We start from the raw sequence: 25,941 nt of genomic DNA on the forward strand, positions 1-25,941 counted from the left end.
TCTCGATGCCCGAAGGCGGTCAAAAATTTAAAGGGAAAAATCCAGACGGAAATAGATCGGTGCTTCACGGTCTGTGATCGCGTCCGGCCGTTCCAAAGAGTGTGCAAAGGTCACACTGGCCGCGACGTTCTTGCCGCGCGCAAACAACTCCACTGAGTTGCTGCTCATGCGCCCGTGCTGCTCGCCGTTGTAGCGGTTACGGCTGATCACGCCCTGGTCGTAGCCGAGGCTGGTGCCGTATTCGCTGAACACCGACTGCATCCAGGCCCATGTCACCGGGCGGCTCCAGCGCAGGTCATTGCGCCAGTAACCGCCGCTGTCGCCGGCAAGCATTTGATCTTTGTAGCCACGAATCGACGACTGACCGCCCAGGCTCATGCGCTGTGGGCTGAACAGCACGTCTTCACTGCGCTGGCCGGTCATCAAACTGCTGAAGCTGAGGGACTCGCCCCACAGTTTGAATGGATACAGGTAGCTCACTGTGGCGGTGTATTTGCGGTAGCGCGCATCGGGCTGGCCGGGTTTCGGGTCGTGGTTGGCCTGGGCATCGAACGCGCCGATGCCGTTTTGCATGCCAAGGTCAATGTTGAGGAATGAACCGCCGATACGTCGACCATGGTTGATACCCAATTGCGCTTCACTGAGGCGGTTGCTGCTCAAGGCGAGCTTGCTGTCTTCGATGAAATTGTTGGTACGCAGATAGGCGATGCCCGTGTTCAGGGAAGTCTTGCTCAAGGCATCACGATGGATAACCCGCTCCAGGCGCAACTGGTGATTCTGGCTGTCGCCGGTCTGCTTGAACTTGAAGTTGTTGGCCTGGGCCTGGGAGCGGTACTCGCTTTCGATGTAGCTGTACGAGAGGTTCCACCAGCCAAATGGTACGTTGTAGCTGAGCATCGAATTGCGTGAGGTACGTTGATGATCGCTGACGGCATCGTGGCCGCCACGCAACGCAAGCTGGTCGGCCAGGCCGAGCGGGTTATCCCAGTCCAGACTGGCGCCCCACTGCTGCTCACCGGTGCTGCGCTGGCCGCCGTTATGCCGTGACAGCCCGACACGCCAAGGCTTTTGCGGAGTATTTTTCACCAGCACATCGCTGCCACCCACGGCCTTGCCCGGCGCCAGTTCCATCTGCGCCTGGTTCGACGGCAGGCGGTTCAACTGATCAACCATCTGCTCGATCTCACGCAGGTTGAGCAGCTCGCCCTGCTTGCCGGGAAAACTCATGCCCAATTGGCGGTCGGTGATGCCACTGCCTTCGGCGCCCTTCAGGCTTTCCAGCCTGCCTTCGACGACCTGAATCTTGAGATTGCCGCTGGAAAGGTCCTGCTGCAGCAGGTAAGCACGACTGGTGACCAGGCCTTTGGCCAAATAGCGGTCGGTGATGACCTTGAGCACTTCGTTGAGCTGCGGTACGCCCAGGCATTGGCCGATGTAAGGCTTGATAAGGCCCGCGCGCTCCTCTTCGGACAGCGCATCGGCACCGCCCAGTTCGATGGTTTTGATCGGGAAGCAGCGGGTGTCGACAGGAGCGACCGGTGCGGCGGACGCCGCGGGCTTTCCGGGCAGATCCTTGAGCTCTTCGATCCGCCGTTGCTGATCCTCGAGCAGGCGGTCCTGGCGATCACGGATCAGGTCGGTGATGCCTGGGGCGTTCTGCGGCGTGGCGGCTTGCACCCCTCCGATAATGCCCAGGCAAAAAAAAGCGGACAGCAGATTACATCTGGTCCGACGCAGTAAACGCCACATTCTCTAGATCCCTCTATGTGGCGTTAAGCCACCAATGGAGGGCGATCATAGGATGTCATTTTGATGGCGTCAAATAAGCGAGTAATTTTTCTCAATCTCTAACACGCGACGAAGCGTGCTGAAAGGTAAGACTTTTTCGTCTGCGGGTTCCTCATCAGTCACGGGCATTCAAGGCGTTCTTGCACGACATCCCATTGATCTCAGGAAGAAAAAACTTCAGCGCCTTGTCTCGCTGGCTCCAGGTATCGAGGAACTCGCTGCCTTGCCAATTGCGCCTGCACGCCTGCGACAGCCTCAAGCACTCTCTGCGCCCACTGTTCATCCTGCGGGTCAACCACGACCACACGAAAGCCATGCTCATGACCTTCTATGCGCACGCCCTCGGAATCATCCACGTGTAAATCGATATCGAAGGCCGACGGAAGCTTCGACGGCGTGTTCAACAGCCCGCGCGCGTTGAGGGCTTGGTTATGCACGACGCTGTTCACCACGCCATCGACGCGTATGCCGTACAGCATCAGCCAACGCCTGATATACGAAGGCGCCCGGCCTGAGGAGGTGTAAACCCAGATGCTGCACCCCTGACGCCGTAGCTCCCGGGTCAGGGAGCGGGTGCCGACACGCAGCGGCTCGCCCCACCAGCGATGGACGCAGGCCGGCAACCAGCTGCTTTCCACGGGCGAGTGATCAAGTTGGCAGGCCAGGGTGTCGTCGATATCAAACGAGATCCGTACGCGTGGCCGTGTGAGCATTCGCGTGGACAGGGCTTGAACGAGTAGGTTGGCGGACGTTCGGCATTTGCCCGCAAAGGTTTGATACCTGCTCATCATTGGCCTCCCTGATAGATTGGCTGCGGTGTGTCGCTCAAGAAAAACACACCCGGATCAGGCGCTTGTTCCTCCAGGAACGCGGCGTACTTCTTCTTGATCTTGGGCAATTCATATAACGCCTTCACCCCATGTTTGGCCGAGTTGCGGATCACCGAGGAGGGGTTGAAGTAGCCTTCGGCGTTTTCGAGTGTCAGCACGAACGGCGGCAACCCTGCACGCATCAGCAGGTAGCTGACGATCAGCGAGCCACTGCGGTTATTGCCTTCGATGAACAATTGCGGCTTGCTGAGGATGCGTACATACACACCTGCTGCACGCTTCCACACCGATTCACTGCGGTAGGCGCAGTACCAATTGAACAAGTCCTTGATGCCACCCTCAACGTTGTTGAAGAAGTGCTCCTCGGTTGCGGCCAGGTGTTGCGCGTATTCCAGGCGGCGTGCCGGATCTCGACCACAGAGCACCGTGGCGTTGATCTCCAGCATCAGGTCAAGGTGGTGCAGATCAAACAGGTCCACGCCCTGGGCCACGTAGTCGTCAACCAGCGCATAACCTGCAAGCACATTCTCCAACACCTCGTCCGTCAGCGGGTCCCGCGGCTCGGTAAACTGCGTGCTGAGCTGGACAAAGCGGCTCTGCACCTTACGCAGGGCGCGCTCAATCGCTGGCAAATCTAGACGACGCGTTACAGGCATTGGCATTCCCGAGAAGACGTTGGCGCAGGTGCGGCTGTTATCGAACATGGATGGCTCAGCTGAACTTGCCGCTGATGTAATCCTCGGTCATCTGCTCACGCGGGCTGCCGAAAATCTGCGCGGTCGGGCCCATTTCCACCAGGTAGCCAGTGCGCGTGCCTTGGGAAATATCCACCGAGAAAAACGCCGTGGTGTCTGCTACGCGGATGGCCTGCTGCATGTTGTGGGTCACCAGTGCGATGGTGTAGTCCTTCTTCAATTCCACCATCAGCTCCTCCACCCGGCGGGTCGCGATGGGGTCGAGGGCCGAACAGGGCTCATCGAGCAACAGCACTTCCGGCTCGGTGGCGATGGCGCGGGCGATACACAACCGCTGCTGCTGACCACCAGAGAGCGACAAGCCACTGACCTTGAGCTTGTCCTTGACCTCATCCCACAGCGCCGCGCCTTGCAGGGCGTGCTTGACGCGGTCGCCCAGATCGCCTTTGTAGCGGTTCAGGCGCAGGCCGAACGCGACGTTGTCGAAGATGCTCATGGAAAACGGGTTGGGCTGCTGGAACACCATGCCGATGTAGCGGCGAACCACCACCGGGTCGACGCCCTTGCCATACACGTCCTGGCCGAGGAAATGCACGTGGCCCTCGAAGCGAAAGCCCTTCACCAAATCGTTCATGCGGTTGAGGCTGCGCAGCACAGTACTTTTGCCGCAGCCCGACGGGCCGATAAAACCGGTGATCTTGTTTTTTTCAATCGGCACATGGCTGTCACGCACCGCCATGAAGTTGCCGTAGAAAATCCTGTCCAGCTTGCAGTCCATGACCACAGGCGACTGGGTGACAAACGGAGCGGCTATTTGCGCAGTTGAGACGTTCAAAATTCAGATGCTCCCGTTCTTAATACTTGGGCTTGCCGAAGATACGGCTGACAATATTGACAACCAGCACGATCATCACCAACACCAACGAGGCCGCCCAGGCGAGCTCAAGCTGGTTGTCGAACGGCATGCCGGAGAAGTTGTAGATCAGCACCGCCAGCGAGGCCGTGGGGTTCATGACCGCGAGGTCGCCGTCGTGGTAGATCCAGTAGTTGCTGAACAGCGCGGTAAACAGCAGCGGCGCGGTTTCACCGGCAGCACGGGCCACGGCCAGCATCACGCCAGTGAGGATCGCCGGCAGGCCGGTCGGCAAAATGATCTTCCAGATCACCTGTGAGCGCGTGCAGCCCATGCCGTAGGCGGCGTCCTTCATGATCTTGGGCACCATGCGCATCGACTCTTCGGCGGTCAGCACCACGATCGGCAGCATCAGTACCGCCAGGGCTACACCGCCCGCCGGCGCCGAGTAAGTACCGGTGGTCATGACCACCAGGGCGTAGGCGAACACCCCGGCCAGGATCGAAGGCAAACCGGTAAGCATCTTGGCGGCAAAGCGCGCAGTGTTCGCCAATTTGCTGTCCGGCCCCAGTTCGGCCAGGAAGATCGCCGCCATGATGCCGACCGGCACCGCGATGGCGGCAGCAATGCCGACCATCACAAAGGTGCCTGCCATGGCGTTGCCGAAACCGCCGCCGGTTTCGAAGCCGGTGGGCGGCAGTTCGGTAAACACTTCCAGGCTCAAGCGTGCGCCGCCACGGGTGATCAGCATGTAGAGCACGGAAATCAGCGGCACGCTGGCCAGCAGCGCGCCGAGCCAGACCAGCGTTGTCAACACCAGGCTGCGCAGGGCGCGGCCTTCGAACTTGCGCTGCAGGCTGGGCACCGCGGTGATCGGGGACGTGAGGTCAGTCATTGTTTAGTACCGCGCTGGGCGTAGAGCATGATCATGGAACCGATGACGTTCACCAGCAGCGTGATAAACATCAGCACGAGCGCGGCGTACATCAACACCTCGATCTCATTCGGCCCGGCTTCGGGAAAGTTCAGCGCCAACAAGGCCGCCAAGGTATTGGCCGGCGCAAACAGCGACAGTGAGATGTTGTTGGCGTTGCCCACCAACATCGCCAGCGCCATGGTTTCACCCAGCGCGCGGCCGAGGCCGAGCACCAGCGAACCGAAAATACCGGTGGCGGCAGAAGGCACCATCACCTTGAGAATCGCCTCCCAATGGGTAGTCCCCATACCGTAGGCAGCCTGCTTGGTTTTCATCGGCACGCTGGTCAGGGCGTCCTGGGACACGGCGGCAATCGTCGGCAGAATCATGATCGCCAATACCAGCGCTGCAGGCAGCAACCCTGGCCCGCTCAAGGAGGTGCCGAAAAACGGGATCCACCCCAGTTCACTGTTCAACCAGGTGGTCAGTGGCCGGATCGCCGGGATCACCACGTAGATGCCCCACAGGCCATACACCACGCTGGGGATGGCCGCGAGCAATTCAACGATGGTGCGAAACACCGCCGCCAGCTTCGCCGGCAGGAAATCCTGAGTCAGGAAAATCGCCATGCTGACGCCGAAAACCCCTGCAATCAGCAGCGCAATCAGGGCGCTATAGAGCGTGCCCCAAATCGCCGGCAGGATCCCGTACTTGCCTTGGTTGACATCCCAGACACTGCCAAAAAGCACGTCGAAACCGTGCTTCTCCATGCCGGGAAGGGCCTTGCGTCCCACCTCGAATACCAAGGCTGCGACCAACGCCAGAATCAGTACCACCCCGATTCGCGCGAGCCCACGGAAGGTGCGATCGACCAGGAAGTCTTTTGCAGAGGGGGGTTGGCAGGCAGAATCCGGGTTAACCGGAACGACGAAAGGTTTGATCATGGGCGAATTCCGGAACAAGGGGGGAAACGCTCCCGGCCTGGCTGACAGCCCAGGCCAAGAGCGACCTCACGGGTGTTACTGGATGTTGGCGGAAGCTTTACGCACCTGATCGACCACCGATTGCGGCAGCGGGATGTAGCCCATCGAGTCGGCGATTTTCTGCCCCTCGGTCAAGCTGTATTCGACCATTTCGCGCATGGCCTTGGCCTTGGCCGGATTACCGTTGTCCTTGCGGAAGATCATCCAGGTGTAGGACGTGATCGGGTAGGACTTGGCACCGTCCGGATCCGGCAGCCAGGCCACCAGGCTTTCCGGCATCTTCACTGCTGCCAGGGCCTCGGCACCGCTCTCGGCGTTCGGTACCACGTACTGGCCGGCCTTGTTCTGCAACTGGGCGAAGTCGACCTTGGCCAGCTTGGCGAAGCCGTACTCAATGTAGCCAATCGCGCCTGGCGTCTGGCGTACGGTGGCGGTCACGCCATCGTTCTTGGGCGACTTGATGAATTTGTCGCTGGCTGGCCAGTTGACAGTATTGCCCTCGCCCAGCGCCGTTTTGAATTCAGGATTGATGGTCGCCAAATGCTTGGTGAAGACCGCCGTGGTGCCGCTGGAGTCTGCACGCACTACCACGGTGATCGGTGTGTCGGTCAGTTTCAGGTCCGGGTTGGCGGCGACGATCTGTGGGTCGTTCCACTTGGTGATCTTGCCCAGGAAGATATTGGAATAAACGTCACGTGGCAGCTTGAGGCCCTTGGGGTTGCCCGGCAGGTTATACGCCAGCACGATTTCACCCGCGGTCATCGGCAGCAATTGCACGCCTTCGGCCACCTTGGCGATGTCTTCATCCTTCATGGCCGAATCACTGGCGGCGAAATCGACGGTTTTATTCAGGAAGTCCTGCACACCTGCGCCGCTGCCCTTGGATTGATAATCCACCGTGACGCCAGCGGTCTTCTTGCTGAAATCCTTGAACCAGGTGAGGTAGATCGGTGCAGGGAAGCTGGCGCCGGAGCCGGTGAGGCGCACGTTTTCGGCGGCGAAGGTCATGGAGGAGGCACACAGAGAAACCGTAACGGCCAGTGCTGCAGACTTCATCAAGCTTTTCATTAAAAGGAACTCGTTGTGGTGACGGGCTCCCGAACTGTGCAGCAGGGTTGTTACATTTTTATGAAAATTGAGTGGCAAACCGGGGTTTTGTCCCTGTTTGCCACTACAGCGATGTATTTCCGGGGGACTGGTTAGTAACAAATTGCGTCTAAAATGCTGCGATCCCCTATGGCGGGGGCGCTTGCTCCTGCTGAGCTACGCAGCAGGTTCGCAAAGAACGTTTGCTTGCCTTGCTGATACATCACGCCGGGGCCTATGCCCACTACTTGCTCCCTGGAATCCTGTTGCCGATGGCCATCGATACGGTCATCGCTGATCTGCTTGAGTTGATACCCCGCCACACCGACCCGCCAGCGTTCGGCAACGGCATAGGACACTGCGAGGTTACTGTGGATCGCTTGGCCCGGCTGGACACTGATGGCATTCTGCCACTGCTCACCTCGCTGGTGGCGCAGGCCAATGCAGAGCTGATGCCCAGAACCCGAATCCATTGTGTTTGACGCATACAGCACCTTCATTGACTGCCGATTAAAAAACGTTGAATGGGTAATCCACGATCACCCGGTACTCATCGGCATTCGAGTTGCCACGGGTATTGCCCGGCGCGGTATAGCCTTGGCCGGATCGATGCGCGGCCCAGCGCAATGTGACGTTCAAGCCCTTGGCCTTGCCGCCCGGCACCGCATAACGCAGGGCGACGTCGCGTTCCCAGTGGTGCGCGTCCTTACCCGCAGCGTTATAGATGTAGCCGTAGCCGGTGCTGTTGGGGTCGACTCGCGTCAGGTCCGCTTCACCCCAGGTGTAGGAGGTGCTGAGCTGAAAGTCCGGCGCGTTGATGAAGGCCAGGCTGGTCTGGTATTGGATCTTCCAGGACTTTTCACCCGGGGCATTGAAGTCGGCGTATTGCTGGGAATTGTTCAGGTACATGAACGTGCGGTCGTCCTGCACGACGTAGTCGAACGGTGTGTCGCCGTCGACCTTCTGCACACCGAGGGTCAGGCTCTGGCCTGCGCCGGACAGGGTCAGGCCGCCGGTGTAAGTATTGTTGTCGATGCGCCCCAAGTGGCTTTGGCCCTGGTTACGGGTCTTGAAGTAATGCACATACGGCGTCAGCGTGATCCCATGGTTCAACGTGAAGGGGTAGCTGACCCCAGCGTAATACTGGCTCCAGATATCGCTGAGCTGGCCGCCATACAGGGTCAGCGTAACCCCGCCCGGCGCACTGTAAACGCCGCCCAGCCAGCTCATGTGCGAACTCTCGCGCTCGGCCGCCACACCGGCCTTGTTGCCAGTGCCGTAACTGGTGGTCAGGTGGCTCTGGCCGCTCTGGTTGCGCAGGCGTATGGAATCGACCCAGCCGGTGTCGAGGGTCAGGTTTTGCAAGCTGTAGTTCTTCAGCGTGACGCCACGATAGGTCTGTGGGAACACCCGGCTCACACCGCTGGCCACCAGTGGGTTATCCAGATACTGGTCACCTGCCTGCACCAAGCTGCCAAAGCCGCGCAGCTTGAGTGCCACGCCCGCTGCCGAGAAGTCAGACTCCGGAGCCTTTTTCGAATCCAGCGGCAGCAAACCCGCCCCGCCACTGCCTCCACCGCCATCGAGCTTGAGACCATAGAACCCATGCACATCGACCCCCACACCAATCGGCGTGTCGGTGTAACCCGAGCGAAACGACAGGTACACACCTTGCACCCATTCACGCTGATCCAGGCGCGACGGCGTGTTGTGGTTATCGCGGCCCAGGTAGTAATTGCGCAGCAGCCCATTGAGGGACGAGCCGCTGACAAATCCCGGCGTCACCGCCAGTTCGGCTTTCTGTCGTTCATTGATACCGGTGCTGAGGTTATCCCGTTGGCCCAAGGAGTTATCGGCCTGTACGCCCGTCGCCGAGAGTGACACCGTGAGCGATATGGAGACACGCACGATCCGCTTGAAAATAGGCATCAGCGTTGCTCCTGTGGTTGTTCAAGCACCGTCACGGTCGCCGTAGTGCCCGCGCGCAAGCGGCCCTATCCCAAGAGCAAGTGCAAGCTGCCAATACATCGGCAGCCTGCATTCCAGGCTTACTTGCCTTCAGTCAACGCGTTGTAGCTGGTGAACAGGTTGCGGTAGTCCGGGATGTGGTTGGAGAACAACGTCCCCAAGCCTTCGATATCGTTGCGCCAGTCGCGGTGCAGCTCACAGGCCAGGCCGAACCAAGTCATCAGCTGCGCACCATTGGCCGACATGCGGGCCCAGGCCGATTGCTGGGTCAGCTCATTGAAGGTGCCGGAGGCATCGGTCACCACGAACACTTCAAAGCCTTCCGCCAGCGCCGACAGCGCCGGGAATGCCACGCACACTTCGGTCACCACGCCGGCAATGATCAGTTGCTTCTTGCCGGTGGCCTTGATGGCCTTGACGAAGTCTTCGTTGTCCCAGGCATTGATCTGCCCAGGACGGGCAATGTACGGAGCGTCCGGGAACAGCGCCTTGAGTTCCGGTACCAGCGGGCCATTGGGGCCGGTTTCGAAACTGGTGGTCAGGATGGTCGGCAGCTTGAAGTACTTGGCCAGGTCAGCCAGGGCCAGCACGTTGTTCTTGAACTTGTCCGGGTCGATGTCGCGGACCAATGACAGCAGGCCAGCCTGATGGTCCACCAACAACACAGCGGCGTTATTTTTGTCCAAGCGAACGTAAGGTGTAGACATCGTGATACTCCTGATAAAGAAGGTGACGCTCCGAGTGGGCGCCCGGTAAAGAACCCAGCGTGTTTACTTGCGCTGTGAGTCTAGTTCTTCGTGATTGTTTGCCACTTCCTGAGCCTTGATGTAGCTCTCGATCAGCAGTTGGTAGTGCGGCATCGCCTGGGTGTAGACGTTCGCCCACTCCTGGGCATCCGGACGGTTCCACGAACCTTGCAACTCCGAGAGCGTGCCCATGATGTCGATCGGCACCGCGCCGGCTTGGGCCAGGCGCGCGATGGTCAGGTCGGTGGCCAGCCTGGAGTGGTTGCCCGAAGCATCGACCACTGCGAACACCTTGTAGCCTTCGTGCACCGCTGCGATAGACGGAAAGGCCAGGCATACGCTGGTCAGGGTGCCGGCAATCACCAGGGTCTTCTTGCCGGTGGCTTTGACGGCGGCGTGAAACTCAGGGTTATCCCAGGCGTTGATTTCGCCGCGACGGGCGACGTACTTGGCGTGGGGCGCGGCTTCGTGGATTTCCGGGATCAGCGGGCCATTGGGGCCTTGTGGAACCGAAGCGGTAGTGATGACCGGGATTTTCAACAGGGTCGCGGCCTTGGCCAGCGCGATAGCGTTGGCGCGCAACTGAGGAACATCAATGTCCTTGACGATCTGGAACAGACCACTCTGGTGGTCGATCAGCAACATGGCCGTGTCGGCGGGATCAATCGTCGGCTTTTGACCATTGAAGTTTGCAGCGTTACCTGATGCAGTCATTTGCATTTCCTCTTTGCTTGGATAGACCTCCCTGGAATGGTGTGCCGGAACAGTGCCCGGCAGTGTCTGCACTTCCTGTATAGACACGCTCCGACCGGTATCCACGACTTGCGCCTGTAGGACACCTGCGAATAAACAATGGAGCCACCTTAATCATCAGGTTCAGGGTTAGGTAGTGGCTGAACCGGGCCGCTGCATCTCAAAAATGGAACGATGTACCGCCTCTTGCACATTGGCTCAGGCTCGCCTCAATGGCTGGCCATGCCAGCCATATGCATCATCCAGCGCAAGCCACTCGCAAGGATGCCGAGGGCGAGCACGCTGGCGAACCAGATAGCGATCAGCCACAACACCCGCTGGTACCAACGGCCAGCAGGCAGCGGCTTTTCACCCTTAGTGGTAGCCATCGCCAATCCTCACTTTGCCGCGGAATACGTAGTAGCTCCAGCAGGTGTACATCAGGATGATCGGCAGGATGAACAGCGTGCCGATCAGGATGAACAACTGGCTCGAAGGCGGCGATGCAGCGTCCCACAAGCTGATGGATGGCGGCACAATGTTCGGCCAGATGCTGAAGGCCAGCCCGATATACCCCAGGAACACCAGCACCAGGGTGAATACGAACGGCCAGTGCGAGTGGTGTTGGCGCAACGTTTTCAACAGCCCCACCAGTGCCACTACGCCCAGCAGCATCAGGCCGCCAAACACCACAATGTGCGCCTGGGCAAACCAGCGCAGGGCGATTTCCGGGTGTAGCCACGGCGTCCACACGCACAGCACCGCCACCACCGCCATCAGCGCGAAGGCCAAGTAGCGGCTGAACAGGCGCATGCGCGATTCGAGCATGCCTTCGGTCTTGACCAGCAACCAGGTGCTGCCCAGCAACGCATAGGCCACCACCAACCCAACCCCGCAGAACAGCGGGAACGGCGAGAGCCAGTCGAGGCTGCCCCCGGCAAACTGGCGATTGACCACCGCAATGCCGGCGATGTAGGTGCCGATCACCACGCCCTGGCAAAAGGTCGCCAGGAACGAGCCGCCGATAAACGCCATGTCCCAGATATGCCGCTTCTGCGGGCTGGCCTTGAAGCGAAACTCAAACGCCACACCACGAAAGATCAGCCCGGCCAGCATGAAAATCAGCGGCAGGTACAACGCCTCCAGGATCACCGAATACGCCAGCGGAAACGCCCCATACAACGCCGCGCCGCCGAGTACCAACCATGTCTCGTTACCGTCCCATACCGGCGCCACGGTGTTCATCATCACATCGCGCTCCTGCTCGTCCGGGATCAGCGGAAACAGGATGCCCAGGCCCAAATCGAAGCCATCCATGATCACGTACATCATCACCCCGAAGGCAATGATCACGCCCCAGATCAACGACAGGTCTATACCTACAATGCCCATGTGCAATCCCCTTGATCAGTTGGTGTGGTCGCCGGACGCGAGCGTCTCGGTGACGGCGGACAGGGGGCGGCGTGGTGTGCGCTCCTGGCCGGGGCCGCCCTGTGGCGGATGGTCGTGATGGGGCTGCGGGCCCTTGCGCACCAGCTTCATCATGTAGCCGATACCCACGGCAAATACCGAAAAGTAGATCAGCACAAACAACGCCAGGGAGATGCTCAATTGCGTGACGCTGTGATTGGACGCCGCGTCTGCGGTACGCATCAGCCCGTAAACCACCCACGGCTGGCGCCCTACTTCAGTGGTGATCCAGCCGGCCAGCATGGCGATCAGCCCGGTCGGCCCCATGAACAACACCAGGCGCAGGAACAGGCGATTGCGATACAGCGCGCCGTTACGCCGCAAGGCGAAGCCCAGCAAGCCAGTAAGGATCATCAACATGCCCAGTCCGGCCATGATGCGGAAGCTGAAAAAGATGATGGTCGAGTTCGGCCGGTCTTCCTTGGGGAAGCTCTTGAGCGCCGGGATCTGTTTGTCCAGGCTGTGGGTGAGGATCAGGCTACCCAGGTACGGCACTTCGATTGCAAAGCGGGTCTTCTCGGCCTGCATGTCAGGGATGCCAAACAACACCAGCGGCGTCGCGCCGTTACCGACGTTTTCCCAATGCCCTTCAATCGCAGCAATTTTCGCCGGCTGGTGCTCCAGAGTGTTCAAACCATGGGCATCACCGACGACCGCCTGGATCGGAGCCACGATCAACGCCATCCACAACGCCATCGAGAGCATTTTACGCACTGCCGGAGTGTCGTTTTTACGCAGCAAGTGCCAGGCCGCCGATGAGCCGACGAAGAACGCCGTGGCAACAAAGGCAGCGATTGCCATATGCGCCAGGCGGAACGGGAACGACGGGTTGAAGACGATGGCGAACCAGTCCAGCGGCACCACCCGGCCATCGACGATGGAGAAGCCCTGGGGCGTTTGCATCCAGCTGTTGGACGCCAGGATCCAGAACGTCGAGATCAACGTCCCGATGGCGACCATCACCGTAGAAAAGAAGTGCAAACCGCGCCCCACCCGGTTCCAGCCAAACAGCATGACCCCGAGGAAACCCGCTTCCAGGAAGAACGCCGTCAGCACCTCATAGGTGAGCAACGGCCCGGTGATGCTGCCGGCAAAGTCCGAGAAACGACTCCAATTGGTGCCGAACTCGTAGGCCATGACCAGGCCCGAGACCACGCCCATGCCGAAGTTGACGGCGAAGATCTTCGACCAGAAGTGATACAGGTCCTTGTAGACCGCGTTGTTGGTTCTCAGCCACAAGCCTTCGAGCACCGCCAGGAAACTGGCCAGGCCGATGGTGATAGCGGGGAAAATAATGTGAAACGAGACCGTGAAGGCGAATTGAATTCGCGCAAGGTCCAGCGCCTCGATATTTAACATGGCAATACCCTTATGGAAACTTGATGCGCACGCGCACCCAGATCGGCGTGCCTCTGGCCTGGTGGCCTGGGGCAAGCGGATGTGCAGTGATCAGGGAAAACCAGGGCGCCATACTGGCCGCCCCGGTACGACTCAAGCGCCGTGGGACTGGATCAGATTGCTGACCGGCGCGGGTTCAAGCCGGATGGCGATGAACTTCGACGTCGGGGTAAACGTACGGTCGCCATAGCTTTCCAGCGGCACCAACGGGTTGGTTTCGGGGTAATAGGCGGCGGCCTGCCCGGCGGGAATGTCATAGGCGATCAAGGTGAAGCCGCTGACCCGACGCTCACGGCCATCGCCCCACAGCGAGACCATGTCGACTTTCTGCCCCGGCTCGTAGCCCAGCTTGCGGATGTCCTGTTCATTGACGAACACCACATCGCGCATGCCATAGACACCGCGATAACGGTCATCGAGCCCGTACAGGGTGGTGTTGTACTGGTCGTGGGAACGCATGGTCTGCAGGATCAGCTCCGGCTTGACGTCCAGATTGCGCACGCCTTCGCTGACCAGGTGCGCCGGCAACACGCTGGAGACAAACTGGGCTTTGCCGCTGTCGGTTTTCCAGATGCGTCGCGCTGCGTCGTTGCCCAGATGAAAGCCGCCCGGATGCAGCAGTTTGGTGTTGAAGTCCTTGAAGCCGGGAATGGTGTCGGCAATCAAGTCGCGGATGCGGCCGTAGTCGGCCACCGTCCACAGCCAGTCAATCGGGTGATTGCCCAGGGTCGCATTGGCGATCCCGGCAATGATGGCGGGTTCCGAACGCATCAGCGGCGACTTGGGTTTCAGCTGGCCGTGGGAGATGTGCACCATGCTGAAGGTGTCTTCAACGGTCACGCCTTGCGGGCCTTGTTCCTGGATGTCGATATCGGTGCGGCCCAGGCACGGCAGGATCAAGGCTTCGCGGCCCGTCACCAGATGGCTGCGGTTGAGCTTGGTAGCGATGTGCACAGTGAGGTCGCACTTGCGCAATGCCGCGTGGGTGCGCGGGGTGTCCGGCGTCGCTTGGGCAAAATTGCCGCCCAGGCCGATGAAGACCTTGGCGCGCCCTTCTTCCATGGCCGCAATCGCCATGACCGTGTTGTGACCATGGCGGCGCGGGACCTTGAAGTCAAAGCGTGCTTCCAATGCGTTGATCAACTCCGGCGGCGCCAGTTCGTTGATGCCCATGGTGCGGTCGCCCTGCACGTTGCTGTGGCCACGCACGGGCGATAGCCCCGCCCCTGGCCGGCCGATATTGCCACGCAACAGTTGCACGTTGATGATTTCCTGCACGGTCAGCACCGAGTGTGTGTGCTGGGTCACGCCCATCGCCCAGCACATGATCACCCGCTTGGCGCGTCGGTACATGCGTGCGGCCAGCTCGATATCCTCAAGGCTCAGGCCCGATTGCTCGACGATATGCTCCCATGAGGTGGCGTCCACTTGCGCCAGATAGTGCTCCAGGCCCGAGGTGTGCTGGGCAATGAAAGCGCGGTCGAAGACTGCCTCGCCATCGTTCTCCAGGGCTTCACGTTCCCATTTGAGCAGGAACTTGGCGATACCACGAAAGGCCGCCATGTCGCCGCCCAAGGCCGGGCGAAAGTACGCCGACGAGGTAGGTTCGGAACCGTTGGTGAGCATCTCCAGGGGATGCTGCGGGTGTTGGAAACGCTCCAGCCCACGTTCCTTGAGCGGGTTGAAACAGATCACCTGGGCACCGCGCTTTACCGCCTCGCGCAGCGGTTCGAGCATACGTGGGTGGTTGGTGCCGGGGTTCTGGCCGATGACGAAAATCGCGTCGGCTTCTTCCAGGTCATCGAAGGTCACCGTGCCTTTGCCCACGCCAACACTGTCGTCCATGCCCAGGCCGCTGGCTTCGTGGCACATGTTCGAACAGTCGGGAAAGTTGTTGGTACCGTAGGCGCGAACGAACAGTTGGTACAAATAAGCCGCTTCGTTACTGGCGCGCCCCGAGGTATAGAACTCGGCCTGGTCCGGCGACTCCAGTTCGTTGAGGTGCTTGGCGATCAGGGCAAAGGCATCGTCCCAAGTGATTTCGACATAACGGTCCAGCGAGTCGTCATAGCGCATTGGGTGTGTCAGGCGGCCCTGGTATTCGAGCCAATAGTCACTTTGCGCTGCCAGCGACGACACCGTGTATTTGTTGAAGAACGCCGGATTGACCAGGCGCCCGGTGGCTTCCCAGTTGACCGCCTTAGCGCCGTTCTCGCAGAACTTGACCATGCCGCTTTCCGGCGACTCGCCCCAGGCGCAACCGGGACAGTCAAAACCGCCGTTCTGGTTGGTCTTGAGCATCGCACGGATGTTCTTGAGCGCGTTTTCACTGCCCAGCCAGTTTTTCGTCACCGCGATCAGCGCGCCCCAACCGGCGGCGGCCCCCTTGTACGGTTTATAACGTTCAACTTCGCTCATGATGTTTCTCCAGGACTTCACGCATAGGCAGCGCCTAACTTAAAGCCTTTATTGATGGTTATTTTCAGGCATTGCAGAACGCAAACAGTGTTTGCACCGATCTTTCCACGGTCTGGAAATCGGTTTACATATTCAGGCTAGGCCCTGCAAAAACATCTGTCTAATCACAAATAACGACCACGCCATCGACACCATCTATCAACATTAAAATCTTTATTTTTCATAGTGATACGAACCTAAAAAGCTCAAATAAAATCGCTATAGATTTCATCGATCACTCAGTTGTTAATAGTGATTAGACGCCCTTGAAAAACAACTTTAGGCTTGAATCAAATAAGGCTCTCATCTCTGTCGAGCGCTCAAAAACAACGCCATGGCTACGCTCTTATTGAGTCGCAGCCGGAGGTTTCCATGACCGATAAAATCCTGATGGATAGTTTTTCTCGCCGGGTCGACTATCTCAGAATGTCGGTGACCGACCGCTGCGATTTCCGTTGTGTGTATTGCATGGCCGAAGACATGCAGTTCCTGCCGCGCCAGCGCATCCTCACCCTGGAGGAGCTGTATCAACTGGCTGAAAGCTTCGTCACCCTGGGCACTCGCAAAATCCGCCTGACCGGCGGCGAGCCGCTGATTCGCCCAGGTGTGGTTGACCTGTGCCAGCGCATCGCCGCCCTCCCCGGCCTGCGCGAGCTGTGCATGACCACCAACGGCTCGCAGTTGGGCAAGCTCGCCGCCCCCTTGTTCGAGGCTGGCGTGAAGCGCCTGAACATCAGCCTCGACAGCCTTGATCCCCAGCGCTTTCGCGAACTGACGCGCACCGGCGATCTGGCCAAAGTCATCGCCGGTATTGACGCTGCGAATGCTGCGGGTTTTCAACACACCAAACTCAATTGCGTGGTGATGAAAGGCCGCAACGATCACGAGATCAACGACCTGGTAGCGTTCGCCATCGAACGCGGCGTGGATATCAGCTTTATCGAGGAAATGCCCCTGGGCGTGATCAGCGAACACAGCCGTGCCGAGGCTTTCTATTCCAGCGCGCAAGTGCGCGAGCGCATCGCCGAACGCTACACCCTGATCGACTCGGCCGAATCGACCCAGGGCCCTTCACGCTACTGGCGCCTGGCCGAAGCACCGCATATCCGCCTGGGCTTTATTTCCCCCCACAGCCACAACTTCTGCGGCACCTGCAACCGCGTGCGGCTGACCGTTGAAGGCCGCTTGCTGCTGTGCCTGGGCAACGAGCATTCGGTCGACCTCAAGGAGGTGCTGCGCCGTTACCCGGGTGAACCGCAACGGCTGGAGCACGCCATTCTCGAGTCGATGAAGATCAAGCCGTATCGACACAACTTCGAGCTCAACGATGACGTGCAGGTGGTGCGTTTCATGAACATGACCGGCGGCTAGCTGGCCGGCCTCTCTTTCTTTGTACTCAGTTGACCCGAGGTACCCCATGCACGAACACTCGCCTACCCTGACCCATCTGGACGCCGCAGGCCGAGCCAGCATGGTCGACGTCACCGACAAAGCCGCTACCACCCGCGAAGCCCAGGCCCAGGCTTGGGTGCACATGTTGCCGGCCACCTTGCAACTGATCCAGGCCAACGGCCATCCCAAGGGCGATGTGTTTGCCGTGGCACGTATCGCCGGGATCATGGCCGCGAAGAAAACCCATGAGCTGATCCCGCTGTGCCACCCGCTGATGCTCAGTTCGATCCACCTCGAACTGCGCGCCATCGAGCCTGACAGAGTGCAGATCCTCAGCACCTGCCGGCTCAACGGCCAGACCGGCGTCGAACTCGAAGCCCTGACCGCCGCCAGCGTGGCAGCCTTGACGATCTATGACATGTGCAAGGCCGTGGATCGGGGCATGGTCATCGACCGAATCCAGCTGCTGAAAAAACACGGCGGCAAATCAGGCACCTTCATTGCAGGAGACGCCCAATGATTCTGATCAACTACTTTGCGCGCTACCGTGAACAACTGGGCGTTGGCGGTGAAAAGCTCGTATTGGATGAGTCCCTGCGCACCATTGCAGACGTCAGGCAATTGCTATGCGCCCGCGGTGAGACCTGGCAGCAAGTGCTGGGTGAAACCAGCCTGATGTGCGCGCTGAACCAGGAACTCTGCACACCGCAAGCGCTGATCGAAGACTTCGACGAAATTGCGTTCTTCCCCCAAGTGACCGGAGGCTGACCCATGCCGATTCAGGTGCAGACCGAACTGTTGGACCTGGGTGAACTGACCCGCAGCGTGCACGCCGAAGACCCCGGCGTTGGCGCCGTGGCCACGTTCGTGGGGTATGTACGCGATATCAACCAGGGCGATCAGGTCAGCGCATTGTTCCTTGAGCATTACCCCGGCATGACCGAGCGCGCACTGCAGTTGATCGTTGATCAAGCCCATGAACGCTGGCCGCTACAGCGGGTAAGCATCGTTCATCGTGTGGGCCCGCTGAAGGTGGGTGAGCCCATCGTCTTCGTCGGCGTCGCCAGCCAACATCGCCTGGCGGCCTTTGAAGCCTGCGCGTTCCTGATGGACTACCTCAAGACTCGGGCGCCGTTCTGGAAGCGGGAGCAAACGCCAGCTGGAGAGCGTTGGGTAGAAGGACGGGAAAGTGACCGCCTGGCGCAGGAGCGCTGGGTACTCAGTTAAGCGTACATCGCTCCTGCAAAAGCCTTAACTGACTGGCATTAGCGTGCCCGAATCAGAACAACTCAGAGAACGGTATAAACCGCGCCGTATCACCGGCCTGCAACGTGCTGCCCTCGCAAATTTCAACCAACCCATCCGCCCACGACGCACCCAGCATCACCCCGGAACTCTGGTTCGGATACAGCACCGCCCTGCCCGCCTCGATCCTGGCTCGCAGGTACTCGCGGCGACTGCCGGCCTTGGGCCAGTCAAACCCCACATACACCTCAAAGCTCATCGGCGTGACATCATCGACCCCCTGGATACGCAGTAGATAAGCCCGGGCCAGCAAGCCGAAGGTCACCAGTGCCGAGGCCGGGTTGCCGGGCAGGCCAATCACCGGCACTCGGCCAAACGAACCGACGGTCAGGGGTTTGCCCGGTTTGATCGCAAGTTTCCAGAACAATGGCTTGCCGCATTCACGCAGTACCTGGCCGAGGCAATCGGCATCGCCGGCCGACACGCCGCCGGTGGTCAGGATCAGGTCGGCCGCCTGTTGCAGCTGCTCCAGCTTGAGCCGAGTCAGTTGCGACTGGTCGGGGAGAATGCCGCCGTCGATGACCTCACAACCCAGTGCCCCCAGCCAATGGCTGAGCAAAGTTCGATTGCTGTTGTAGATGCAGCCAGGCTTGAGCGGTGTGCCCGGCTCGGCCAGTTCATCGCCGGTGGACAGCAGCGCCACCCGTGGCCGGCGTACCACCGACACATGGGTGCAGCCCTGGGCTGCCGCGACGGCCAGCTCGAAAGGGCCGAGTCGCTTGCCGGCATGCAGTAATACCTCACCGGCGCGGTTTTCCTGGCCTTGGGTGCGGATATTCTGGCCCTCGCGCAGCGGCTGGGTAAAGCGCACACGCGCATCGTCCAGCACCTCGGCGTTCTCCTGCATTTCGATGCAGTTGGCCCCGTCCGGCACCGGTGCGCCGGTGAAGATGCGCGCACAGGTACCGGGCTGCAGCGGTTCAGGCGCTTGACCGGCGAAGATCTGCTGCGACACCGGCAGTGGCTGGCCGTGCCAGTCTGTGAGGTTCAGGGCGTAGCCGTCCATGGCACTGTTGGGCCAGGGCGGCAGGTCCAGGCTCGCCACCAGGTCATTGGCCAGCACCCGTTGCCGGGCATCGCTGAGCAGCACCGGCTCGCTGTCGTGCAGGCGATGCTCCTCGGCCAGGGCCAACAACGCAGCAATGGCCTCCTCCACCGACATCAGCGCGGCGCGCCTCATCCTCGCGTGCCGCACAGAGCCACCGGCTTGAGGTGCGGCACGAAGTTACATGGTCGGTGGCGCGCATCGAGCTGCTCGGCCAGAATACCTTCCCAGGCAGTACGACAAGCACCCGTCGAGCCCGGCAGGCAGCACACCAGCGTGCCGTTGGCCAGCCCGGCCAAGGCGCGGCTCTGCACCGTGGACGTACCAATATCAAGAATCGAGATCGCACGGAACAGCTCACCAAAACCATCAATGTGCTTATCCAGCAAACAGCCCACCGCCTCGGGGGTGCTGTCGCGGCCGGTAAACCCCGTGCCGCCGGTAATCAACACCACCTGCACGCGCTCATCGGCGATCCAGGCCGCCACCTGGGCGCGAATTTTGTACAGGTCATCCTTGAGCAGGTTGCGCTCCAACAGGCTGTGCCCAGCTTCCAACAGGCGACTGACCAGCAATTGCCCGGAGGTGTCATTGGCATATTCGCGGGTATCGCTGACCGTCAACACGGCAATATTCAGGGGTACAAACAATGCATCCGACGTGACGCTCATGTGATTCTCCGGCAGGCAATTATCAAAACAATGGCCTGAGGCTAAAGCGCTGAAACGATGGCTGTCTAATCGTTACGACTGACCGGGTTATCGAGCGTTTCTATCACGGCTTTTACTGCCGGCCCTGGACTGCTATCGAGTGCATCAATCACTCTGTCAATACAGGTGATTGGACGTGCCTGCCGTTACAATGAGATCGTCTGCTCATTCATTCGCCGGGTTGCGCGGGGTTCCAGCACCTTGCGCCATGAACGGCTTTTCACTTATTCCCAGGCAGGTGCATTAATGGACATAAAGCAACTCAAATTCCTGATCGCGCTGGAGCAGACCCGGCACTTCGGCCAGGCTGCTGCACGCTGCCATATCACCCAGCCGACCCTGTCGATGCGCCTGCGCAACCTGGAAGATGAGCTTGGCCTGGAGCTGGTCACCCGCGGCCAGCGCTTTGAAGGCTTCACCGAAGCCGGCGAGCGTGTGCTGGCCTGGGCGAGGACGCTGCTCGCTGCCCATGACGGCCTGTTTGCCGAAGCCGCCGCATGCCGTGGCCAACTGGTCGGTAACCTGCGCCTGGGCCTGGTGCCCCTGAGCGGCTTCAACCCGATCCGTTTCATTCAGGACTTGTCCCACACCTTCCCGGAACTCAAGTTCAGCCTCACATCCATGAGTTCGGACAGGATCATCGAAGCGCTGGGCACCAACCAGCTGGACCTGGGTGTGTGCTACCTGGACCACGTCAATCCCAACTATCTGGATTTTTTTGAAATGGGCGAGACCCGTGTCGGGCTGCTCTACGACACCCGCCACTTCCATTTCGAAGGCACCCAAATGAGCTGGGAAGACGCCGCCGAACTGCCATTGGGGATGATCAGCAACGGCATGCACTACCGCAAATCCATCGACCTGAGTTTCCGCAGCCGTGGCCTGGATCCGCAGCCGATCCTCGAAAGCGATTCCACCTATCAACTGTTCCAGGCGATCCACGAAGGCTTCTGCTGCGCGATCATGCCGTTGGACAGCGGCCTGGAAAGCCCGATCGAGAACCTGGCGTTCATCAACCTGCCGGACGCCAGCGTCCTCGCGCCCCTGGGCATGGTGATGCGCAAGACCGAACCACGCTCGGCCATTGCCGAGAAGTGTTTTGCCGAAGCCAGGAAGTTGTTTGCGATCAAGGGCGAGGGTTAACGCCCACAAAAAAGGCGCTCCGTAGAGCGCCTTTTTACCGCCGTTTGCTTTACTGCACACTTACCTGACGCAGTTCAGGCTTGCTTTCGCCACCAATCGTGATGCGTTTGGGCTTGGCCTCTTCAGGCACCTCGCGCTGCAGGTCGATGCTCAGCAAACCATTGGTCAGGGCTGCGCCGCGCACTTCGATGTGGTCCGCCAGGCGGAACGACAACCGGAAGGCACGTTGAGCAATGCCTTGGTGCAGGTAAGCGACCTTATCGTCGGTTTCGCGTTTACCGCCGGAAACCGTCAAGACGCCCCTTTCGACCTGGATATCCAGATCCTCCTCGGTCAGGCCAGCGACGGCGATGACAATGCGGTACGCGTCGTCACCGTGCTTTTCCACGTTGTGAGGTGGATAGGAGTTCGGAGCCTCGCTACGCAGCGCCGACTCGAACAGGTCATTGAAGCGGTCAAAGCCCACCGATTGACGGAACAGTGGTGCCAACGAAAGGGTAGTAGCCATTTTAAAATCTCCTGAGTTTCTCCAAGTGATTTAGTACGCGACCCGCATTCGGCATCGCGTGATCAAAAATTTATGGACGAGGAAACGGAATTCAAGAGGGCTGCAAGAAATTTTTTCTTGCGCCAATGACTATCGCAAAAACCGCAGTGATACCGCATGTGCTCTAATCTGAATGCCAGGCGTGCTTTAACCCGTGAGCGCCTGAGACAGCCCTTGAGGTACAAAAAAATGAAAATGACATTCCCTGCCCTGGCATTGGGCATCCTGATTTCCCAAGGGGCCCTGGCCGCCGGAGATGGCACTGCCGCGCTGGGCGGCGGTGTCGGCGGCGCGTTGGGCAATGTGGTAGGCCAACAGCTCGGCGGTTCGACCGGCGCGGCTATCGGTGCAGGCGTGGGCGGCGCCGCCGGTGGCGCGGTTGGCGCGCAAAAGGGCAATAAAACCGAAGCGGCGATTGGCGGCGGTTTGGGTTCGGCAGGCGGGTCGCTGATTGGCAATCGCCTGGGCGGCACCACCGGTTCGACCATCGGCGCAGGCGTCGGTGGTGCAGCCGGTGGCGCGCTGGGTAATAACCTGGCCGATGACGAGAGCGATCATCGCTCAGGCGGCGCCAAGCACAAAGGCAACAAGCATAAGCACAAGAATAAGCATCATTGATCGGCTTGCCATAATGCCAGGTGTAGGAGCGAGCAAGCTCGCTCCTACGTCGGGCCAATATCCATTTACATCGGCGTGCTGCTCACTACCCGCAATGCCAGCCCTTCATAGGCATCCAGCGTAATCGTGAACGTGCCCTCCTCTGTCAGGTCCCCTTCTACACGCTCATTGATGATATCCACCACCGGCCCCGGCGCGATGTTAGGCAGGTGCAGGGATTCGGTGATCGGCGTGGCACCAAAGTTCAGCGCAGTGATCTGCGTCCCCTTACCCGCCGGCAGTTCGTGAACCATGACCAGCAACCCCGGATGCTCGACATCCGGTATCAGGATCTGACGGCTCGCGGCGATGTCGTAGGCGCGGCGTACGCTGAGGATTTTCTGCAGTTGCGAAGCGAATGAATCCGGATCCTGCAACTGGTGGTTCAGGCTGCCGTACAGGCTTTTGGAGCGCGGCATCTGCCCGGCCGACAGCTCGGCCTCGGGGTTCAGGTCCACCAGATCGTAAGCGCCGCGATGTATCCAGCGGGTATCACCATCGGCCATCAGGTGCGCCACGTCTTCGGCCGCCAACGGCAGCGCGCCCACCAGGTCCCAGCCGGATAACGCGAACACCCCAGGCTGCATGGCGTTGTACATCACCAGCAGCAAATGGATCTGGCGAATCTGCTGGGTATCAGCCTGGGTAATCGCCTCAAGGTCACGAATGCCCAAGGCAGCAGTGATGATGCTGACCGTGGTGCAGGACACGCCGTTGGTGACGAACTTGAGGTTGTACGGCGCATGTTCACCGGTCAGGCGTTCGTACATCTGCTCGCGGATATGCTCGCGCAGGATGTTGCCGGGAAAAGTCTGGCCCTGGAACAGGAAGGTGTCATGGGCGTGCAGCGTCCAGAAATGCACCAGTTCCAGGGTCAGTTCGTCGTGGTTCTGCAGCGCGTGGATCAACGAACCCGGGTCGATGCCCAGCGTGTGCATCTGGCGCAGCATCAGGCGCAGGAATTCGGTGTCGCCCATCAGCAACGCGTGCTGGTAGGCCGGCCGGGTGATGAAGTCGTATGACAGGTCTGCACCGCCGTGGGACATGGAGGCAATGTCATCCACAGTCAGGTTGAGTTCCTGGAAGCTGAAACCACCGGCCTTGCGAATTGCGCCGCCGAGCAACTGGTTGCCGGTGATCGACAGCGGATGGCTTTCCGACCAGGCCGTACCATCGAGCTTGCGCTCCACACCGAGAAAACCGTTGGCGTCCAGGCGCAGGATCTTTGCGCCCATCACATCAATGGCGTGCAACGCATCACCGATGATCATCTGCTGCGCGGCGAACGAGGGGTCCAGCCAATTGAGCGACGGTTGGCCTTCCTTGAAGTAATGCAGGTACACCCATCGCCGTGGTTTGCCATCCACGCCGACCACCTCTGGCGTGGCGCTCCAGTCGGTTTCCTTTACCCCGGGTTCGAAGAAGATCACCCGCTGCAACTGGCCAACGATGTAGTGCTTGTCGCGCAGCGCATCCACCTGCATCGGGCTGAGGTTCTGCGCATCACGGCCCTCGACCACGTCCGGCAGCAACGGCCAATCTTCCTCACGGATTTCCACCATGTGGTACAGCCCGGGGTAGTCCTCGTAGGCCATCTCCGCGAGGCGAAAGTCCGCGCCCTTGCCGGTGTGGGATGGGATTACATCGTCGATGATCACCGCATTGTGCGCGGCGGCCATGCGCGTCAAGGCCTGCAACTGCGCCTCGGTGCCCAGTTGCGGGTCGATGTCGAAGCTGATGCGGTCAAAATTGCCATCGATGGTCGGGGTGTGTTCGGTGCCAGCCAAGCCACCAGACTTTTTCAATGGGCCGTTGTGAATGCCTTGAATGCCGATTTTCGACAAGGCATGCCACAGGGTTTCATCCCCCAGCGCTTCGAGCACCGTGCCGCCTTCGCGGGTGACAATCGACGCCGGGTAGGCGGTGAACCACACTGACGACAAGGCTGACGCATCACGCGGCCGGGTATGCGCGTAGGGCTGCTGCCACAAGCGCCCTTGCCCGGAGTAGAGCTTGGCCCGCTGCCGCGCCGCGTGCAGCATGGATTGTTGCACCAGCCAGTTCACATGATCGTTGTTCGCCGCGGTCATAAGCTCGGTACCTGTCGTGGTGAAAAGGGTCGGTGTAAGCATATGAGGGGCTTGGGCGCTATTCGTTGCATTGCAATAGGACGCTTATCTTGTAGGAGCGAGCTTGCTCGCGAAAAACTCACAGGCGCCGCGTTCATTCAGAAAGCGCGCGTTATCGTTGAGGTTTTTCGCGAGCAAGCTCGCTCCTACATAAGACATTCACCTGCCCTGCCGCCTTGCGTGGCTTGCCTGTACTGCCTCGGGGTGAACCCGGTCGATGCCTTGAACTGGCGGGTAAACGCGCTGTGGTCGGTGTACCCACACTGCAACGCCACCTCGGTAATCGGCAGCTCGCTATGCAACAGCCGCCGGGCATGTTCCAGACGTACTTTCTGGATCATTTGCCGCGGCGTCAGGTGGAAAACGCGTTTGCAGTAGCGCTCCAGTTGCGCCACGGAAATCCCGGCGATACGGGTCAACTCACCCAAGGTGACGCGGCGGTTGAAGTGGGCGCGGATGTGTTCATCCACCGCCGCCAGGCGTTGATAAGCCGGATGGGTTTCGCTGGCCGATTGCAGGTCTACCGAAATCCCGGCCAAGCCGATGATTGCACCGAGCCGGTTGTACAGCGGCCATTTGTGCGTGAGGCACCAGCCGGGTTCGCGGGTGCCGTAGAGGTGTAATTCAAGCTGGTCTTCCAGCACCCGCCCCTGTTCAAGCACACGCCTGTCCTGCTCGGTATAGCCCGGCCCCAGTTGCGCAGGGAACACCTCGGCGCTGGTCTTGCCCAGCAGCGGTTGCAACTGCCTCAGGCCGCAGCGCTGCACCAGGGTGCGGTTGGCGAGCACGTAGCGGGCGTCGATGTCCTTGATAAAAATCGCGGCGTTGGGCAGCACGTCGAACATCGGTAATAACTGCTCTACCCCGTTCAATAGCTGCTCGATGCTGTCGGGGCGGCTGCCGTGGAGAAGGCTCGCAAACGCGCTGTGCAACATGACTTTCACCGCCCTTTTATTGATCGACGGCCAGCAGATTGCGCCATGTGCCGGGCGCTGTCGAGTGCGAGAAATTGTGCTGAATTCGTCATTCATCCCCACGTAAAACATCAATCGCCGCCGGGCTGGCGGGTTCACGATAGCGCCACTGCATGC

At 59.9% G+C, this 25,941-nt stretch carries 25 protein-coding genes and 1 pseudogene; 6 read left to right on the plus strand and 20 right to left on the minus strand.

What is annotated here, in order from left to right:
• Positions 1–27: 27 nt before the first annotated feature.
• The 15 genes and pseudogenes from QMK52_RS21810 to QMK52_RS21880 all read right to left on the minus strand — a co-directional run bounded on the left by QMK52_RS21810 (position 28) and on the right by QMK52_RS21880 (position 15,883).
• Complete coding sequence (locus tag QMK52_RS21810; RefSeq protein ID WP_194438014.1) at positions 28–1,749, minus strand: ShlB/FhaC/HecB family hemolysin secretion/activation protein; 1,722 nt, start codon at positions 1,747–1,749, stop codon at positions 28–30.
• Between the two features lie 200 nt (positions 1,750–1,949).
• Positions 1,950–2,576, minus strand: a complete 627-nt coding sequence (locus QMK52_RS21815; RefSeq protein ID WP_413817824.1) for a hypothetical protein — start codon at positions 2,574–2,576, stop codon at positions 1,950–1,952.
• Positions 2,576–3,274: a hypothetical protein gene (locus QMK52_RS21820; RefSeq protein WP_320404210.1), complete on the minus strand. Its 699-nt coding sequence runs from the start codon at positions 3,272–3,274 to the stop codon at positions 2,576–2,578. Before QMK52_RS21820 ends, QMK52_RS21815 begins: the two co-directional genes overlap by 1 nt.
• Positions 3,275–3,329: 55 nt before the next feature.
• On the minus strand, positions 3,330–4,091 hold the full coding sequence (gene pstB, locus QMK52_RS21825; protein WP_019817112.1) for a phosphate ABC transporter ATP-binding protein PstB: 762 nt from the start codon (positions 4,089–4,091) through the stop codon (positions 3,330–3,332).
• A gap of 76 nt (positions 4,092–4,167) precedes the next feature.
• Positions 4,168–5,061, minus strand: coding sequence for a phosphate ABC transporter permease PstA (pstA, locus tag QMK52_RS21830; protein WP_005788134.1), 894 nt, complete (start codon positions 5,059–5,061; stop codon positions 4,168–4,170).
• The gene (gene pstC / locus QMK52_RS21835; protein WP_005788132.1) at positions 5,058–6,026 is read right to left on the minus strand and encodes a phosphate ABC transporter permease subunit PstC; all 969 of its coding nucleotides are present in this window, start codon (positions 6,024–6,026) and stop codon (positions 5,058–5,060) included. Before pstC ends, pstA begins: the two co-directional genes overlap by 4 nt.
• Before the next feature lie 75 nt (positions 6,027–6,101).
• Positions 6,102–7,133, minus strand: coding sequence for a phosphate ABC transporter substrate-binding protein PstS (gene pstS, locus QMK52_RS21840; RefSeq protein WP_005788130.1), 1,032 nt, complete (start codon positions 7,131–7,133; stop codon positions 6,102–6,104).
• A 131-nt stretch (positions 7,134–7,264) separates the two neighbouring features.
• Positions 7,265–7,555: pseudogene (locus QMK52_RS21845) on the minus strand (transporter); the annotation flags it as partial.
• 106 nt (positions 7,556–7,661) lie between these two features.
• A complete protein-coding gene (locus QMK52_RS21850; RefSeq protein ID WP_320403401.1) occupies positions 7,662–9,080 on the minus strand; it encodes an OprD family outer membrane porin in 1,419 nt (472 codons plus the stop codon).
• Positions 9,081–9,199: 119 nt separating this feature from the next.
• Entirely contained in the window at positions 9,200–9,826 is a 627-nt protein-coding gene (gene ycaC / locus QMK52_RS21855; protein WP_320403402.1) for an isochorismate family cysteine hydrolase YcaC, read from the minus strand.
• A 63-nt stretch (positions 9,827–9,889) separates the two neighbouring features.
• Positions 9,890–10,579, minus strand: a complete 690-nt coding sequence (locus tag QMK52_RS21860) for an isochorismatase family protein (RefSeq protein WP_005788122.1) — start codon at positions 10,577–10,579, stop codon at positions 9,890–9,892.
• 248 nt (positions 10,580–10,827) lie between these two features.
• Complete coding sequence (locus tag QMK52_RS21865) at positions 10,828–10,986, minus strand: DUF2474 domain-containing protein (RefSeq protein WP_005788120.1); 159 nt, start codon at positions 10,984–10,986, stop codon at positions 10,828–10,830.
• Positions 10,973–11,989 (minus strand): cytochrome d ubiquinol oxidase subunit II, encoded by a 1,017-nt coding sequence (gene cydB, locus QMK52_RS21870; protein ID WP_194438010.1) that lies wholly within the window; start codon positions 11,987–11,989, stop codon positions 10,973–10,975. The genes QMK52_RS21865 and cydB overlap by 14 nt, the downstream gene beginning before the upstream one ends.
• A gap of 15 nt (positions 11,990–12,004) precedes the next feature.
• Complete coding sequence (locus QMK52_RS21875; RefSeq protein WP_194438008.1) at positions 12,005–13,426, minus strand: cytochrome ubiquinol oxidase subunit I; 1,422 nt, start codon at positions 13,424–13,426, stop codon at positions 12,005–12,007.
• 132 nt (positions 13,427–13,558) lie between these two features.
• Positions 13,559–15,883 carry an FdhF/YdeP family oxidoreductase gene (locus tag QMK52_RS21880; RefSeq protein WP_005788114.1) on the minus strand — a complete coding sequence of 775 codons (2,325 nt, stop codon included), beginning with the start codon at positions 15,881–15,883 and terminating at the stop codon, positions 13,559–13,561.
• Positions 15,884–16,294: 411 nt separating this feature from the next.
• On the opposite strand from QMK52_RS21880, the gene moaA reads away from it, so the two are divergent.
• Genes moaA through moaE form a run of 4 tightly spaced genes read left to right on the plus strand, consistent with a single transcriptional unit; the run spans position 16,295 to position 18,541 of the window.
• Entirely contained in the window at positions 16,295–17,293 is a 999-nt protein-coding gene (moaA, locus tag QMK52_RS21885) for a GTP 3',8-cyclase MoaA (protein ID WP_194438005.1), read from the plus strand.
• Positions 17,294–17,339: 46 nt separating this feature from the next.
• Positions 17,340–17,834, plus strand: a complete 495-nt coding sequence (gene moaC, locus QMK52_RS21890; RefSeq protein WP_005788109.1) for a cyclic pyranopterin monophosphate synthase MoaC — start codon at positions 17,340–17,342, stop codon at positions 17,832–17,834.
• Entirely contained in the window at positions 17,831–18,082 is a 252-nt protein-coding gene (gene moaD / locus QMK52_RS21895) for a molybdopterin converting factor subunit 1 (protein WP_078821301.1), read from the plus strand. Before moaC ends, moaD begins: the two co-directional genes overlap by 4 nt.
• Positions 18,083–18,085: 3 nt before the next feature.
• Entirely contained in the window at positions 18,086–18,541 is a 456-nt protein-coding gene (gene moaE / locus QMK52_RS21900) for a molybdopterin synthase catalytic subunit MoaE (protein ID WP_194438004.1), read from the plus strand.
• A gap of 52 nt (positions 18,542–18,593) precedes the next feature.
• Here the strand turns inward: moaE and glp are convergent, their stop codons facing one another.
• Entirely contained in the window at positions 18,594–19,799 is a 1,206-nt protein-coding gene (gene glp / locus QMK52_RS21905; protein ID WP_320403403.1) for a gephyrin-like molybdotransferase Glp, read from the minus strand.
• Entirely contained in the window at positions 19,796–20,335 is a 540-nt protein-coding gene (gene moaB, locus QMK52_RS21910) for a molybdenum cofactor biosynthesis protein B (protein WP_005788101.1), read from the minus strand. Before moaB ends, glp begins: the two co-directional genes overlap by 4 nt.
• Positions 20,336–20,620: 285 nt before the next feature.
• Between moaB and QMK52_RS21915 the strand changes: the two genes are divergently transcribed.
• Positions 20,621–21,517, plus strand: a complete 897-nt coding sequence (locus QMK52_RS21915) for a LysR family transcriptional regulator (RefSeq protein WP_005788099.1) — start codon at positions 20,621–20,623, stop codon at positions 21,515–21,517.
• A gap of 49 nt (positions 21,518–21,566) precedes the next feature.
• Here QMK52_RS21915 and QMK52_RS21920 read toward each other — a convergent pair whose 3' ends face one another.
• On the minus strand, positions 21,567–22,025 hold the full coding sequence (locus tag QMK52_RS21920) for an Hsp20 family protein (RefSeq protein ID WP_005788097.1): 459 nt from the start codon (positions 22,023–22,025) through the stop codon (positions 21,567–21,569).
• A gap of 228 nt (positions 22,026–22,253) precedes the next feature.
• On the opposite strand from QMK52_RS21920, the gene QMK52_RS21925 reads away from it, so the two are divergent.
• Positions 22,254–22,682, plus strand: a complete 429-nt coding sequence (locus QMK52_RS21925) for a glycine zipper domain-containing protein (protein WP_032875586.1) — start codon at positions 22,254–22,256, stop codon at positions 22,680–22,682.
• Between the two features lie 65 nt (positions 22,683–22,747).
• On the opposite strand, the gene treS is transcribed toward QMK52_RS21925, so the two are convergent.
• Positions 22,748–24,811: a maltose alpha-D-glucosyltransferase gene (gene treS, locus QMK52_RS21930; RefSeq protein ID WP_194438000.1), complete on the minus strand. Its 2,064-nt coding sequence runs from the start codon at positions 24,809–24,811 to the stop codon at positions 22,748–22,750.
• Between the two features lie 185 nt (positions 24,812–24,996).
• The gene (locus QMK52_RS21935) at positions 24,997–25,785 is read right to left on the minus strand and encodes an AraC family transcriptional regulator (RefSeq protein WP_320403404.1); all 789 of its coding nucleotides are present in this window, start codon (positions 25,783–25,785) and stop codon (positions 24,997–24,999) included.
• Positions 25,786–25,941 lie beyond the last annotated feature (156 nt).

It is taken from the genome of Pseudomonas sp. P9_2 (assembly GCF_034008255.1).
GTDB classification, from domain to species: domain Bacteria; phylum Pseudomonadota; class Gammaproteobacteria; order Pseudomonadales; family Pseudomonadaceae; genus Aquipseudomonas; species Aquipseudomonas synxantha_A.